The sequence below is a fragment of the Armatimonadota bacterium genome (assembly GCA_013314775.1).
Lineage (GTDB): Bacteria > Armatimonadota > Zipacnadia > Zipacnadales > JABUFB01 > JABUFB01.
Genome location: JABUFB010000017.1, coordinates 40,718 through 55,949, shown reverse-complemented (window position 1 = coordinate 55,949; position 15,232 = coordinate 40,718). Strand labels below are relative to the sequence as shown.

Below are 15,232 nucleotides of genomic sequence, written 5' to 3'. Positions count from 1 at the left end.
ATGGCACGCTTGACACTGGTAGCCGTGTTCGCAGTCACCCTCACAACTGCCGCCCTCGCTGAAGTGACGCCTCAGGGACTGCTCATCGCGGGCTTCGAGACCTCCGACGAGCTCGCTCTATGGAAGACCCGGGCTCTCACCGACCTGGCGCTGACGGATGCCTGGAGCGCCCAGGGGCAGTCCGCCGCCGCAATCACCTACCACCAGTGGTCCGCCGGCAAGGAGGAGTGGCCGGCGATCATTGCCGACCTGGGCCAGGCCCTGCCCACTGGCGACTTCACCGCCTTCGAGGTTCTCCGCTTCACCGCCTTCAACCCCGGCGATCAACCCGCGGAGATCAAAATCCACATCGCCGGGCGGACTGGAGCCCGTTATTCCCGGATCTTCTCCGTCCCTGCAAGGCAGGAGTTGCCGGTTCAGATACCCCTCAATGAGATCGGGGCATCCATCGATATCAGCAATGTCGCCACCCTCCACTTTTTCGTCACCCGGCCCGAGCGCACATACACCGTCTACGTCGACGACCTGCGACTCACGGTGGACGTGCCCGGCAATGCGGAGACGCTCCTGGCCGACATCGCAGACCTTCAAGCGCAAGTGCGCCAGTATGGCGCCGGCGTGGTGCGCGCTCTGCCGCCTGTGCTGCAGAGGAGGTTGGACTGGCTGGACACTCTCGCAGGCCAGACCGAGCGAGTCCTGAACGCGGCAGCCGCGGGCGACCTGCAGACCTGGGATGCCGTGAAAGACGCCAGGGCGCGGCTGGTGCGCATACGTCGCGAGCTTGAGGACACGCGCCTGACCCTGCCGAAACTCGCCGCCCTCCGGGCCGCGCGCAAAGCGGGCGCGGACCAGTTCGTCCTCGCCACCGAGACCTCCATGCAAAAGGTATTCCTCGAGCAGAGCAAGTTCGCCTCGGCGTTCGGAAACGAATACGAGTTGTCCTGCGCCCGGAATGAACACGAGAGCTTCCAGGTCATTGTCGTCCCGGTGGCAAATCCCCTCACCGACGTGCGTTGGTCCGCCACAAGCCTTTACAACGACAAAGGCGCGAGCATCCCGGCGAGGGTGCGACTCGTGGGATATGTGGAGACAAAGCAGCCCTCCTACCCGGTGCCCTTCAATGGCTGGTGGCCCGACCCTCTGCTGGACTTCATGGACAGCGTTCCCGAAGTCCCCGCCGACGAGGTGCTGCCTCTTTGGGTCACGGTGAGCGTGCCCGAGGATGCCGCCGCGGGCGTCTACTCCGGGCGGGTTACGGTGACCGCGGCAGGCGCCAAGGCCCAGACCGTTGATGTGCGCTGCCGAGTGCGCAACTTCGCCATCCCCAAGCACACGCACTTGCGCACCGCCCTGAGCTGGCGCGGGCATCTTGGCGCTCTCTACCCTGAGGACCAGGTCGCCGACATGACCCGCAAGTACCACGACTGGATGCTTGAGGAATACCATCTGAACCCAAACAACATCTACGCCGCCGGGCCGCCGACGGAGTGGGATGTCGCGCGGCTGAAGGACCTGATGAGCAAGGGACTCAATGCCATCAACCTGGCCTACTTCAACGCTCCCCGGGAGCCCGACTTCAACTCCGAAGCCTACTGGAAGAGCTTCGACCAGCGCGTTCAGTGGATCAAGGACTACCTGCCCGTGGTCGATGCCGCCGGGGCGCGCGACCTGTGCTTCATCTACTGCTTTGACGAGCGCCCCAGCAGCCAGCTAGACATCGTCTTCGAAACCGCCGAGAAGCTCAAGGAGATCTTCCCAGACATCGAGACCATGACGACCGCGTACGACACCACCTTCGGCATGAACCGTAAGAACGGGCATTTCATGGACATCTGGGTGCCGCTCACGCCCCATTTCGACAGCAACGCGGCCAACATCGCCAGAGCCCGCGAACAGGGCCGGGACATCTGGTGGTACATCTGCATCGGGCCGAAGCACCCCTACGCCAACTGGTTCGTGGAGTGGCCGGCGATCGAGGCGCGTCTGCTGATGGGCATGATGACCGCCAAGTACAACCCGGGCGGGTTCCTCTACTACGCGGTGAACCGCTGGCCCAATAACAAGAAGGTGATCACCGGCGGCCCGCGCACCGACTGGGACCCGGCGAGTTATCAGATCAACAATGGCGACGGGAGCATCATGTGTGCCGGCCCCAATGGTCCGCTGGCAACGATCCGTTTGGAGAACATTCGCGACGGCATCGAGGACTACGAGTACAACCTGCTCCTGCGTGACCTGCTACGGAAAAAGGGCAAGAGCCTGGATGCGGCTGAGGTCTCGCCGAAGGTGGTGCAGGACCTGTCGCATTTCACCTACGACCCGCAGGTGCTGTACGCTGAGCGCGAGCGGATGGCAAGACTGATTGAGGAGTCAAGCGGCGAAGGCAGGTGAGGGCGCTGATCCGCGACCGAACTCCGACGGCACGATGGAGCGAATAAGCGAATGGTCAAGCTGAGCCGATCCAAACGAAGGCACCTCGCATCTGTCTATGCCACGGCTGCTCACTACCTGGTGCAGATGGATGAGGCGGCGCGCGAGGGTCGCTCGCCAACAGGTGTCGGTGCGCCCTTGGCGCCTCTGCCGCCCCACGAAGCCGAGACGATACTCGCCCCGGTGCGCGAAGCAGTGACGCGTCTTCGACAACTTGCGCTGGAGTACGCACCGACTGAGCTGGCCGAACTTGAGCGACCTCAGAGCCTGGGAAACACATTGGTGTGGCTGTCGAATCTGCTCGGGCGAATCCGGGTAGCCGTGGACGACCTGCTCCCCCGAGCATTGGCGAGATATGGAAAGTGCGCGCCGGAGGAGGCAGCAGTTCTGGAAGATGCCCATCGCGTGATGTTCACCCTGATCCAGACGGCGCGCGAACGCCTTGACAACACCACCACGGCCGACGGGGGGTCCGTGAGCAACCGCTGATGACGCTCCAGAAAGCGCCCTGCACCACGAAGGCCGACACGCCCCCAATAGCGAACCCTCCCGCCCAAGTCAGTCACCCAGGGAGGGTTCGCTTCTCATGCCCATAGACAAGATCCCCTACTCGCCCGAAGAACTGTTCGCCGAAGGCCCCCAGAAGGTCTACTCCGGCCGCGAACTCGATGAGATCGCCTTTCCCCTCGGAGGCATCGGTACCGGGACCGTGAGTCTCGGCGGCTGGGGTCAGTTGCGCGACTGGGAGATCATGAACCGCCCGGCCAAGGGCAGGACCATGCCCAACGCCTTCTTCGCCGTGCGCGTGGTCGAGGGGAAGAAGGAGCCACGCGTCAAGGTCCTGCAGGGCCCTGCCGGAGGCACATATCGCAATGGCGGCCACACTGCACACAAGGACTCCGGCGAGGGTCTCCCCCATTTCCGGGACGTGACCTTCAAGGGCGAGTATCCCTTCGCCGAAGTGGAGCTTTCCGACGACGACTTCCCGGTGGAAGCAAAGCTCCTCGCCTTCAACCCCTTCATTCCCCTGAACGAGGACGACTCGGGCATTCCCGTGGCGATCTTCCTGTACACCCTTACCAACCGCACCAGCCGCAAGCTCAGGATTTCAGTGCTGGGCAATCTCACCAACATCATCGGCGGCAATGAGGGCCGCACCAATGAGGCGCGCGAGGCCGACGGTCTCACCGGTCTGTTACTGGGAACCACCGCGCATGACCCGGATCACCCCGCTTTCGGCACCATCGCACTGACCACTCCGGCCCCCAACGCCTGGGTCTGGCCGCGCTGGCATGACGGCCGCATTCTCAAGTTCTGGGAGGCAATCGCCTGGAATGACCAGTGGCCCCCGGTGCGGGATGGGGGCGCGGAATCCGGCACCGTCGGCGTGGACCTCGACCTCCCTCCGGGCGCATCCGTGACCGTGCCTTTCATCCTTGCCTGGAGCTTCCCGAACTTTGAGCATTGGGCGAAGTGCGAGGGCTGTGACACGGGTGCGACCTGGAAAAACTGGTATGCCACCCGCTGGTCGGAAGCCTGGGATGCCGCGAAGTACACGCTCTCCGAGTTCGACCGCCTTTACGACGAGACCCGGCGCTACCACGACTCCCTGTTCGAGACCACGCTGCCCACACATGTGCTCGACGCCGTAAGCAGCCAGATCTCGATCCTGCGCACCAACACCTGCCTGCGCCTCACGGACGGCACTTTCTACGGTTTCGAGGGCTGCAGCGACACCGTGGGTTGCTGCGAGGGCTCCTGCACTCACGTCTGGAACTACGCTCAGGCCCTGCCATACTTGTTCCCCAGGCTCCAGCGGTCCCAGCGCGAAGCTGACTGGAACAACTCCATGCTGGAGGACGGATTCGTGTGCTTCCGGATGCCCCTGCCGCTGGGCACGAAGGGCACCGACCGCTTCCACCCCGCAGCGGACGGGCAACTGGGTACGGTCATCCAGGTCTACCGTGAGTGGCTCATCTCCGGCGACGACGACTGGCTGCGCATGATCTGGCCCAGCATGAAGCGCGCCCTGGAGTTCGCCTGGAAGTACTGGGACGCCGACCGCGACGGGCTCATGGAAGGCATGCAGCACAACACCTATGATATGGAGTGGTGGGGCGCTAACAGCATGTGCGGTAGTCTGTACCTCGGCGCGCTGCGAGCCGCCGAGGAAGTCGCCCGCTACCTCGGCGAACCGGACAAGGCCGCGGAGTATCGTGCGCTGTTCGAGAGCGGATCGGCACTCACAGACCAGCGCATGTTCAACGGCGAATACTATGAGCAGATCGTGAATCCGCAGGCCAACGAGGGTTGGCCACAGCACCTGAAAGACCTGTGCATGGGCGGCGGCGGCCCAGACGACCGCTTCCCCGATTGGCCCAAATGGCAGTTCGGCAGGGGCTGCCTGTCTGACCAGCTCATCGGCCAGTGGTACGCGGAAATGCTGGGATTGGGCTACCTGTATAAGCGCGACAATGTGCGCAGGGCCCTACGGTCCATCTTCCGGTATAACTGGCTGCCTGACCTGTCCGACCACTTCTGCTCCCTGCGCATCTACGCGCTCAACGATGAGGCCGGATTGCTCATCGCCACCTGGCCGCGTGGCGAAAGACCCGGCTATGCATTCTGGTTCTGCGACGAGGTCTGGTGCGGGATCGAGTACCAGGTCGCGAGCCACCTCATCTACGAGGGGTTCGTGAGAGAGGGCCTGGCCATCGTCCGCGGCGTGCGCGACCGTCACACCGGAGAGCGCCGCAACCCGTGGGACGAGTTCGAATGCGGCCACCACTACTCCCGCTCCATGGCCAGTTACGCGGTGCTCACCGCGCTGTCCGGATTCTCTTACTCCGCGCCCGAAAAGCGCATCGGCTTTGCGCCACGCGTCCATCCCGAAGACTTCCGGTGCTTCTTCTGCGTGGGTTCCGGCTGGGGGGTGTACAGCCAGAAGACCGGCGAGAAGACCACAATTCGCCTGCGCGTGGACTACGGAACTCTGGATGTCCAGACGCTCACACTCGCCTTCGATCCGGCCGCATCCGTTACGGCGAAGCTGGGCCGGCGCGAGATCGCATGCAGGGTGAAGAAAGCCGGCAAGCGCCGCGTCTTGGTGTTCGAGGCGCCGGTGACCATTGGCACCGGCGAAACGCTGGTGATCACGGCGGCCCGGTAGCCGGCCACCGCAGAATCCAGGAGGTCTCAGTGCTGCTCCTATCCTGTCTCGCCGGGGCGATGCTCTTGGCAGCCTCCGCGCAGGCCGAAACCGTGACCATCGACGCCAACTCCATGCCGCGCATCGTGTTCACCGGCGATTCGCAGACCTGCGGGCGCGTAGGCGCCACGGACTACCCGCAACTGGTGGCCCGGCTGCTGCCACTGCGGGTCATCAATACCGCCGTTGGGGGCACCAATACCCATCATCTGCTCTTCGAGACCAGTGGCGGAACTGCCTCCATCAGCAAAGGGGAGCATGAGGTCCGCGGGAGCGGCGTGAGCTGGTATGCTGGACCTTACCCGGGGCAAAAAGTACGTCTGGGGGCCCACCAGTACACTATCGACCGCATCGAGGTGAGAAACCAGGCGGAGCGCGAGGTCAGCCTCTGGATCGTCGAGCCGGCCGTCGAGGACTTCGAAGGGTCCGACTACGCCATCGAGCCGGGTTGGCGAGCGCGCATCGTCGAGCAGCGGCCGGACTGGGTCTGCTTCATGTACTCGGTCAACGATGCCGGCAAGACGTCGGATGATTTTCTGGCGAACATCCATGAGATCGCGCGCCGGACGCGCGAACTCGGTGCACAGCCCATCTTCCTTAGCGGCGTGCCTTACATGGACCGCGAGAAAGGCGGCACGCACCCGGGAAGCAACAGGAACGTTGCGGTTCGCGCCCGTGACCTGGCCCAGTATTGCCGCGAACACTCGATCCCCTACGCCGACATCTTCACCGCGCTGATGCAGCTGGACGAGCACTGCGTCTCGGTCTGGGCGGATACGGTGCATCCGACGACGGACGGATCAGCGCCCATCGTTCAGGCAATATTGCACATACTCCGGGAATTGGGTATCGCCATTCCCCCGCGCTCGCTCACGGCCTGGCGCGCGCCGTCCGTTGAGCCCGGTCCAATCAGGGACAAGACAGAATGGACACCGCTTACCACAAGCCAGCCCGATTACTCGGCTGCCAACACGCCGGACGAGAACCACTTCGATTTGAACGCCATCCGTGTGCGGGATGAGTATGGACTGATCGAGGCCGCCGATGGCGAAATGCTGAATGGCGGCCCGGCGTTGGTGCTCTCCTTCTGCGCCGCCCGGCCTGCGCCGGTTGTTCAGGCAACCGCGCGGCTGGTGCTGGGCTCGGAATGCATAGTCTTGGCCGCCAGAAGAGACGGGAAAGCTCACAGCGCATGGGAACGTCTGGGCACTTTCGGGCCGGGCTCCGTCAATGTCCGCGTCCCGCTTCTCCGGGATGGAGAAACGGGCGAAGCAATTCTGTGCCTGAACTCGTCGCAGGGCGTGAAGCTGGATTACGCGAGCCTGGAGGTCGATGTGACCGGGCCGACGGAACAGCTTCCCTCCCCGGCGACATGGATCCACTGGCCCGCCGAGGAGGAAATCCATTGGAGCGATGACCCGAGCAATCTTCTGGTGAACGGTGCCCTCACCGAGACGGACGGAGTGCTCCCGGCGGGCTGGCATCCCAGCGGGGATGGCGCACTTTATCTGCCCGCACGGGTGGTGGCGCAGGGCACTGGAGCGTTCATGCAGGACCGCCGCATCGACCTGTTCCGACCAGATGATCCAATTGCGACCGGCATGGTGCGCCCTCTGGACTTTCTCCAGGTCGACCATGAGGACAATAACTTCGCCGGGCGCTACATCATCTCAGGAGTGGAGGCAGATGGCAGCTTCCGGCTTCGAAGATACGCGCCTGAGCAGGCGAAGGGCGTAACGTTCTGCGTGCTGCGCCGTTCGGGTTGTCTCGCGGTGCCGGGAGGCTGCTGCATTGAGGCTGCGGGAACCTCTGCGTGGGAGCAAACTGTTGAGGGTCTCCAATCCGGGCGGTATGAGATATCCTTCTTCGCGCGTGCCTACGCGCCGGAGCGGCTCTCGGCATCGAGTCGCCCCGACTGGCGCGCGCGCCTGACGCTCTCGGATGGCGAAAGAGAGCTGTACCGACTGACACCCGAGACCCACTTTCAGTGGCAACGCACCACATTCCATTTCGAACTCGGGAGCCCGTGCGCGTTGACGGTCACTGTAGAATCAACTGAAGACATGCCTGTACAGTACACCGGCTGGCGATTGCGCCGGCTCGACATGACTGACTGATCCTGGAGGCCGTGCCAATGTGCTCCACTGATCCCGTCTCCCCGGTTCCCACCCCTTGCGGAGGGCCGGAACTGGCGGCCCGCGCGCTGAAGAGTGGTGAGGCCAAGGCAAGACTAGGGTTCATCCCCACCCTGTTCCTCGGTATCATGGCGGGCGTTTATATCGGGTTCGCCGCCAACTTCTTCACCATCATGAAGACCGGCAACACGCTGCCCTTCGGGATACAGCAGTCACTGGGTGGACTATGCTTCTGCCTTGGCCTCATTCTGGTTGTAGTCGGGGGAGCGGAGCTCTTCACCGGCAACACCCTGATCACCATGGCCTGGCTCAGCGGCCGCGTCCACACCCGGTCGATGCTCCGCAACTGGGCCATCGTCTACGCAGGCAACCTGATCGGCTCGATCCTCCTGGTATATCTCGTGGTTGCTTCGGGCCAGGACACCCTGTCCGGTGGCGGCGTGGGGGAAACAGCAATGAAGATCGCAGCCGCCAAGTGCTCCCTCACTTGGGGGCAGGTCTTCTTCCGAGGCATCCTGTGCAACGCCCTGGTCTGCCTCGCGGTATGGCTCTGCTATGGGGCATGCACCAACACCGACCGGATCCTGGCGATCCTGTTCCCGATTACCGCCTTTGTGGCCTGCGGGTTCGAGCACTGCGTCGCCAACATGTACTTCATCCCGATGGGGATCGCGCTGAAATCGGTGGCGGCCAGCGTCCCCGACGGGGTCGCCGACGCGCTTACGATGAGCAATTTCATCTTCCGCAACCTCATCCCGTCCACGCTTGGGAACATCATCGGCGGGTCACTGGTTGTGGGAGGCGCCTACTGGGTGTCCTACCTGCTGCCGGAGACCCAGGCATTCCGCGGCTATACATTCCGACGCAACAACAAGTGCGATCTCGAGTAAGCACTGCTACCGGCGACAACGGAGCGTGAATCCACAGGGGCGCGAAGCATCCCACTGCTTCGCGCCCCTGTCGCTTGCGCAACGGTTGTGACCTGGTGGTGCTACCTGGAGGGAGACGGTCCGCGACCGGGCTGCATGGGTGCCGAGCTACCACCCGTGCCGCCGCCCGGCATGCCTCCCGGCGGCATGCCCTGGCCATACCCTCCGGCCGGAGGAACCATGCCTTCGGCCGGCTGCGGCGTGGACGACTTACCCATGGTCATCTTGTAGATGATCCCGATGACCACGATTGCCACGACAACTACGATAGCGACGACGACCGGCGACACGCTCTGCTTCACGTCACGACACCTCCAGAGATGCGTTGGCTCGGACTTGGGCCGAGCTACTGGGCACGGTCAGGTTAGCGCGGCCGGATGTACAGCGGCTGGGCGTCATCATCCTCGTTGGGGATCGACGCGATCTTCTGCCACTTCACGTGCCCGTCGCAGAAAGCGATATTGGCCCCCTCATTGTGCGGGCCATCCTTGCTGCCCTCTTCGGCGCAGGTGCCGATGCGATGGTGCCAAGCCTGACCACCGAAGCAGCAGCCGCCCGCAACCGAGTAGGGGAACCAGCGAATGCCGCCCGAGTCAGCCCACATGACCGTCCGCGCCGGCTGGCTGATAGCGCCGTCCTTCTGCCGAGCCAGCAGCTTGTTGTAGCCATAGGTGGGCCACCCTTCCCAGCTGGGGCAGTAGAGGATTTGCTTGTTCTTCAAATATGGGAAGATGAGTCCCTCGCGGTCCCTGACAATCTCGCTCCAACACATGTTCGGGCAGGCTGGGTTGCCGGTATTGCACCATACCTCGTACATGTAGCGCTCATCGTAATCCTGATTGTACATGAGAGTTGCCAGTGCAATCTGCTTGAGATTGCTGGAGCAGCTTGCCTGGCGAGCTTTCTCGCGCGCTCTGGCGAACACCGGGAAAAGGATGGCCGCCAGAATGGCGATGATGGCGATCACGACCAACAGCTCAATCAGCGTGAAACCCCTGCGCACGGCGGTTCGACCTCCTTCTATCGCAATGTTGTCCAAACTGCTACGTTCCGCTGAATGTTAGCTAAAATCACCCCCTCCACAGGGCAGTTTCATCTCTGCTCTAGCGTGCTGAACGCCGCGGGAAAGGCGCTTTCCTTCCCCGCGGCAGATGCCAACTCACACTAGCCCAGGCCGCCGCCGCCGCTGCGGATGCCCCGCTCCTGCTCGATCTTCGCCTGGTATCCGCTTTCCCGATAGGCCTTGAGCGGTTCGGGGTTCAGCCCCATTTCCTCGCGCACCGCGTGGATCAAAGGACGCACGTCGGTGAAGAAAGCTTGGGTGAGCACGTTCTCGCAGTCTACGATGTTCAGTTCCGACTGCGCCTGCTGAAGCCGCTTGCGGTCTACACAGAGGGCCTTTGCATAGGTGTACTGAATGTGTTCCACGGTCTGGATCATCGCTTCGATCTTCGGCTTTACATTGTGGCTTTGGTCGATCATATAGGCGATGTCCAGCTCAGGGTCTGCCGCTTCGGCCTTCACCAGCTCGTTATAGATCAGGAAGCCCTCGTAGGGATTGACGGAGCCGAAGGTCAGGTCATCGTCGGCATAGCGGGCGTTGTTGAAGTGGAATCCTGCCAGCCGGCCCTCGTCGATAAGATTGGCCACGATGTGCTCGATGTTCACCGTTCGCGGGTGGTGTCCCAGATCCACGAGGACCTTCGCATTGGGCCCGCAGCGCTCGGCGAACTTCAGGGCCATCCCCCAGTCGGCGATGTCCGTGTGGTAGAAAGCGGGCTCGAACAATTTGTACTCAATGCCCATGATCATACTGTCGGGCATGGCCGCATACACCGTGTTCAGGCACTCCTGCACCCGGTGCTTGCGCTCCATGAAATCATCCATGCCCGGATAATTGGTGCCGTCGGCGAACCACAGGCTCAGGAAGTCAGAGCCCACCTGGCGCCCGATGTCCACGGATTCGAGCATGTGGTCCACGGCCTTCTGCCTTACCTTGGGGCAGGGGTGGGCGATGGACCCGTACATATACTCGTCCTGCTCAAACAGCGTGGGGTTGATCGCCCCGACCTTCACGCCAAGCGACTCGGCGCAGGCGGTCACCTGGGAGATCTCCACATCGGCGAAGTCCCAAAGCACATGGACCGCGACCCTGGGACAGATGCCGGTGAACTTGTGGACCTGGGCGGCGTCCGCGAACTTCTCCTGGTACGTCACCGCCGCTCCCGGCTGTTTGAAGGTCTTGAAACGGGTGCCGCCGTCCGCGTAAGCCCAACTCGGGGTCTCGATCTGCTGCGCCTTGAGTTTCGCCTTCACGTCGTCAACGTCTACGCCCCGATGGGCGAGCTGGTCGCACAAGACGGCATAGGCATCATTGCTGTTGCAGGCCACTTTCGCATCATCCTCGTCGGTGGAATTGTGGGGGACCGGGTAGTCCGGTCGCCAGGTCTGTGCTCGTTACCTGTCTACGGTTCCGTGGGCCACTTCGCGGTTTCCGCATCGTCGATCGCCGTCCATAGATAATACTTCAACGAGTTCATCCATTTGGCGTGGCCATCGCAGAACGTGAAGTTCGCACCCTCGTTGTGGGCTCGCCAGACACCGTTGTGGTAGTAGGTATTCGGATATGGCTCGCCCGGGAAGTTGATCCGCCCGTCATGAGGGTTGACCTTGCAGTTCGAGTCGGAGCTCAGACTCGAGGTCCCTACATGTAGTGGATCCTTCCCGCATTCTCGGCCAGTACCTTCGCGTTGTGCTCGTCGCCGCCCTCCACATTGGCGCTGATGAAGACCGGCGGCGTGACTCCTTTCGCCAGAAGCTGCTCGATGACCTCGCACACAATGCAATTGACCACAGTCAGCCCCAGCACGCTGGAGAGCGGTCCCGATTTCTGAGCGAACCCTTCGAACTCCACCGCCGCATCGCCCAGGGGCGAGCAGTTGTCGATAATCAGGTCGGCCAACTCAAACAGGCGCTTGCCGCTGGAGTGCCGGCTGGTGACGTTCCGCGAGTAGTCCATGGCCGTGATGCCGATGGTCTTCACACCCATCTCCCGCGCCGCGATGGCCATGTCCAGCACCACCGCATTCCGCCCTGAGGTGGAGGCCAGGATGAGCACATCTCCCTCCCGCGCCGGGCTGTTGCGCAGGAGCACTTCCCCCAGACCCTCCAGCCGCTCAAGCTGGGAGGTCATGGTCAGCGGGCGTACCGAGAGGTTCATCCCGTGAGGCGTGATCGGATTGATGAGCATCAGCCCGCCGGTACGGTATACCATCTCTTCGGTCAGCATGAAGGAATGGGATGCGCCGAAACTGAAGACCTGCCGGCCGTCGACAATGGCTTCAGCCACCATCTCCGCCGCCCGGTAGATTGCCTCCTGCTGGGTCTCACGGATTCGCTCGAGGCCCTCCTCAACGGCCCTGATATACGCAAGCGTAGCCATCAATACCCCACCCTGTCCACAATCTCGGTCTCAACCTGCCGGTTCCGCTCAGAGCCGCCGTCGATGTTCGCGCTCTTCCAGATCTGGGGCTGAGCACCTTTGGCGTTCATCTTCTCCACGACGCCTGCGGCGATCATCCACATTATCATCGCTGCATTGATCCCCGAGAGCGGGAACAGGGGGACGTCGTAGCCCTCGACCTGCATGTGTCCGTCGCCCAGCGGAGCGAGGTTGTCGAGAAAGATATCGGCGCACTCGAACAGGCGCTTGCCGGACGGGTGCTTCGGCTCCACCTGGGTCGAGTAATTGTGGGACGAGATAACGATCACCTTGCAGCCGATCTCCCGGCACTGCAGAGCAAGCTCGATCTGGGGGAATGATCGGCCGCTCACAGAGCCGATGGTGATGACGTCGCCGGCCCGAAGATTCGATGCATGCACAGCCAGGCGCACGGTTTCCTTCGCCACGTCGTAATCCGGATCCGCCGGCGGCCGGTTGCGCAAACAGGCCGGAACTGGGTCCTCCACCGAAAACGACCAGCGGAAGGGACGGATGAGCATCAGGCCGCCTCCACGGTGTATCAGCTCGCGGTCGATGATGTGCCCGGTGTCATGTACATGCCACGCGCCGCCGTTCATTACGGATTCGGCGATCATCTCCGCCGACTGATCGATCAGCGCGAACTGGTCTTTCTCAATGGCGTCAAAGCACTTGCGGAAACTGTTGAGCAGATCCAGGGCCAGCAATGGTCTCACTCCCGGGGAGTCTGTTGGTGGTTACTGTCTTCAGCCTCGCTCCGCAGCCGGGCGAGGAACGGTTCCTGTGTCTCGATGATGCGCTCCAGCAGTGCTTCAGTCCAGGGCACTTCCAGCGCCTTCAGCCCCATGAGGCACGCGCCCACAACGGGCCGCACCTTCGGCTGCACGGGCCGGATGTCCGGCGCCACCCCTGCCGCAATTTCGCAGAGGCGATCCCAGAAGATACGCGATCCCTGGGCCACGCTGCCGGTGGCCACCATGTATGCGTCTGACCGCGTCATATCCAGTTCGGTGATGACCTCGACCAGCAGTTCGCCAAGCTCATCGGCTGCCTTGCGCAGCATCTGAGCGGCGACACGGTCGCCTTTCTCGGCCTCCATATCCACCGCGCGGGCGACAGCCGCGATCTGCGTCCGCCCGACCCGGTCAATGTACAGCAGGTGAAAGACCTCGCGCAACCCGGCCACACCCATGGCCTTCGGGACGGCTTCGCGCAGGGACGTGCGGCGCGCTTCGGAGTACTTCGAGCGGAAAGCCGCACGAATCCCGAGAATGCCGATGTGATACGCGCTGCCCTCGTCGGCAATTATCGGGCCGTTGCCGCCCAGGTGCATGTGCCGACCGTCCGGAGTGCGACCGTGCACAAAACTCCCCGTCCCGGACAGCACCAGGATGCCATGGGTAGTCAGTGCGGTGGCAAGGCCCATATCCGCCTCGCCACAGGGCACGAACTGCTCCGCGCACAAATCCTGGTTCAGCCACTGGTGCAGGTGTCCCACGAGACCCAGGCCGGCGATGCGGCTCAGAGGGGGCGGCGAACCGCCCGTTGCGCCGAGGATCGCGTCCTTCTGCGACTGGATAGGCACGTCAGGGCCAACATACAGGCCGTGGGTCGGCCCACCTCTTCCCCACCCCATCACCGTTCCGTCTTCGGCCATCAGTACAGCGTCACACTTGGTACCGCCACCGTCGAGGCCCAACACATAGCGCATCCGAGAACATCTCACTGTCTTCGTCGATTGGTTCAGCCCAGGCAGGATTCCCCGCGTCTCGAGGAAAACCTCTGCATATTCGCACAAACCCGGGAAGGGAGCAAGCGCCATGAGCGATCAGCGTTTCGATTTCGGCTTCTGGCATTCCCTTGACATTGAAGATTGCACCGAAAGCTCGCTGGATGACTGGGCGGAGGCGGGCATTACCGTCCCCCAGTCTCCGCGCTACCGAGACACGCCGGCCCACAAGGGTAAACTGCGCTGGGTGCTGGACGCCTGCGCGGAACGGGGCATGGAGGCGATCCTACTGGACCCTCGCACGCGGGTGCCCGGCGGAGACTGGGAGAGCCGCACCCCTCTGCCCGATGACTACCGGCGACGCGCCGAGGAGGCCGTCCGGGACTTCGGCCACCACCCCGGCGTGCGCGGCTATTACCTGCGCGACGAGCCACCCAAGGGCGTCCTTCGCGCCGTTTGCGATGCCCACCGGATCATGCTGGAACTCGCGCCCGACAAGCTTCCCTTCATCAACCAGTTCCCCTTCCACGGCAACATCCACGAACGTTATGGGTTCGGAAGCTGGCCCGAGTATCTGGACCGTTTTGTCGAGGCCTCGGGCGCGACCCAGCTGAGCTACGACTGCTACTGCCAGATGATGGAAGGGCCCTATGAGAACCCGCTGTACTTCCAAAACCTCGAATACATGCGGGATGCATCTCTACGTCACAACATCCCCTTCTGGAACATCGTCCTGGCCACCCCGCATTTTCGCTACCGCGCGCCGAGCAAGGACGATATGCGCTGGCAGATTTACACATCCCTGGCCTACGGCTGCCGGGGCATTCTCTACTTCACGTGGTACACGCCCCTGACATGCAACTACCGCGACGCGCCCATTGACGCCCACGGCGAGCGCTCCGAACGCTGGTACATGCTGCGCGATCTGCACCGAGATTTCCGAGCACGCTTCGAGCGCGTCTACCTGGGCCTGCGGTCTGTGCGGGTGTTCCACTGGCCCGATGCCCCCGAAGGATCACGGCTGCCTGATGGTTGCGGCGTGGCCAAGAGCATCCACGGCGATCAGAGCGACGGTGAGTTCGTGGTGGGCGAGTTCAAGGACCCACAGGACCGCGACTGGGTGATGGTGGTGAATCGCAGTCCGCGGCACTCCACCCAGGCGCACCTCACCTTCCACCGAGAACCGAAAGCCTGGTATATGCTGGGCTACGACGGTAAAGAGGTTCTGGCATCCGGTGACGCGCGCCCGCCTGGGGACACGCACGCGGGCTTCTGGCTGGCGCCGGGTTGGGCCGAGCTGATTCGGGTGGAGTTCTGATA

The 15,232-nt window shown here is 62.9% G+C and carries 12 protein-coding genes; 6 read left to right on the top strand and 6 right to left on the bottom strand.

Features of this window, described 5'->3' with window-relative positions:
• The 5 genes from HPY44_19900 to HPY44_19880 all read left to right on the top strand — a co-directional run bounded on the left by HPY44_19900 (window position 1) and on the right by HPY44_19880 (window position 8,663).
• Window positions 1-2,391, top strand: a complete 2,391-nt coding sequence (locus tag HPY44_19900) for a DUF4091 domain-containing protein (protein NSW58277.1) — start codon at window positions 1-3, stop codon at window positions 2,389-2,391.
• A 51-nt stretch (window positions 2,392-2,442) separates the two neighbouring features.
• Window positions 2,443-2,919 (top strand): hypothetical protein, encoded by a 477-nt coding sequence (locus HPY44_19895; GenBank protein ID NSW58276.1) that lies wholly within the window; start codon window positions 2,443-2,445, stop codon window positions 2,917-2,919.
• 97 nt (window positions 2,920-3,016) lie between these two features.
• A complete protein-coding gene (locus HPY44_19890) occupies window positions 3,017-5,599 on the top strand; it encodes a hypothetical protein (GenBank protein NSW58275.1) in 2,583 nt (860 codons plus the stop codon).
• Window positions 5,600-5,628: 29 nt separating this feature from the next.
• Window positions 5,629-7,755 (top strand): SGNH/GDSL hydrolase family protein, encoded by a 2,127-nt coding sequence (locus tag HPY44_19885; protein NSW58274.1) that lies wholly within the window; start codon window positions 5,629-5,631, stop codon window positions 7,753-7,755.
• Window positions 7,756-7,772: 17 nt separating this feature from the next.
• Window positions 7,773-8,663 carry a formate/nitrite transporter family protein gene (locus tag HPY44_19880; protein NSW58273.1) on the top strand — a complete coding sequence of 297 codons (891 nt, stop codon included), beginning with the start codon at window positions 7,773-7,775 and terminating at the stop codon, window positions 8,661-8,663.
• Window positions 8,664-8,764: 101 nt separating this feature from the next.
• On the opposite strand, the gene HPY44_19875 is transcribed toward HPY44_19880, so the two are convergent.
• The 6 genes from HPY44_19875 to HPY44_19850 form a co-directional block, all read right to left on the bottom strand.
• A complete protein-coding gene (locus tag HPY44_19875; protein NSW58272.1) occupies window positions 8,765-9,004 on the bottom strand; it encodes a hypothetical protein in 240 nt (79 codons plus the stop codon).
• Between the two features lie 62 nt (window positions 9,005-9,066).
• Complete coding sequence (locus tag HPY44_19870; GenBank protein NSW58271.1) at window positions 9,067-9,705, bottom strand: DUF1559 domain-containing protein; 639 nt, start codon at window positions 9,703-9,705, stop codon at window positions 9,067-9,069.
• A gap of 161 nt (window positions 9,706-9,866) precedes the next feature.
• Window positions 9,867-11,093, bottom strand: coding sequence for an L-rhamnose isomerase (locus HPY44_19865; GenBank protein ID NSW58270.1), 1,227 nt, complete (start codon window positions 11,091-11,093; stop codon window positions 9,867-9,869).
• Between the two features lie 313 nt (window positions 11,094-11,406).
• Window positions 11,407-12,144, bottom strand: a complete 738-nt coding sequence (locus HPY44_19860) for an SIS domain-containing protein (GenBank protein NSW58269.1) — start codon at window positions 12,142-12,144, stop codon at window positions 11,407-11,409.
• Complete coding sequence (locus tag HPY44_19855) at window positions 12,144-12,890, bottom strand: sugar isomerase domain-containing protein (protein NSW58268.1); 747 nt, start codon at window positions 12,888-12,890, stop codon at window positions 12,144-12,146. Before HPY44_19855 ends, HPY44_19860 begins: the two co-directional genes overlap by 1 nt.
• Window positions 12,891-12,895: 5 nt before the next feature.
• A complete protein-coding gene (locus HPY44_19850) occupies window positions 12,896-13,894 on the bottom strand; it encodes a hypothetical protein (GenBank protein ID NSW58267.1) in 999 nt (332 codons plus the stop codon).
• A gap of 109 nt (window positions 13,895-14,003) precedes the next feature.
• Here HPY44_19850 and HPY44_19845 point away from each other — a divergent pair, with 109 nt between their 5' ends.
• Window positions 14,004-15,230, top strand: a complete 1,227-nt coding sequence (locus tag HPY44_19845; GenBank protein ID NSW58266.1) for a hypothetical protein — start codon at window positions 14,004-14,006, stop codon at window positions 15,228-15,230.
• Window positions 15,231-15,232 lie beyond the last annotated feature (2 nt).

Excerpts from the sequence above, each read along its gene's own strand:
- HPY44_19850 (NSW58267.1), bottom strand. The coding sequence starts at position 13,894 with ATGCGCTATGTGTTGGGCCTCGACGGTGGCGGTACCAAGTGTGACGCT.
- HPY44_19880 (NSW58273.1), top strand. The coding sequence starts at position 7,773 with ATGTGCTCCACTGATCCCGTCTCCCCGGTTCCCACCCCTTGCGGAGGG.
- HPY44_19890 (NSW58275.1), top strand. The coding sequence starts at position 3,017 with ATGCCCATAGACAAGATCCCCTACTCGCCCGAAGAACTGTTCGCCGAA.
- HPY44_19900 (NSW58277.1), top strand. The coding sequence starts at position 1 with ATGGCACGCTTGACACTGGTAGCCGTGTTCGCAGTCACCCTCACAACT.
- HPY44_19895 (NSW58276.1), top strand. The coding sequence starts at position 2,443 with ATGGTCAAGCTGAGCCGATCCAAACGAAGGCACCTCGCATCTGTCTAT.
- HPY44_19860 (NSW58269.1), bottom strand. The coding sequence starts at position 12,144 with ATGGCTACGCTTGCGTATATCAGGGCCGTTGAGGAGGGCCTCGAGCGA.
- HPY44_19845 (NSW58266.1), top strand. The coding sequence starts at position 14,004 with ATGAGCGATCAGCGTTTCGATTTCGGCTTCTGGCATTCCCTTGACATT.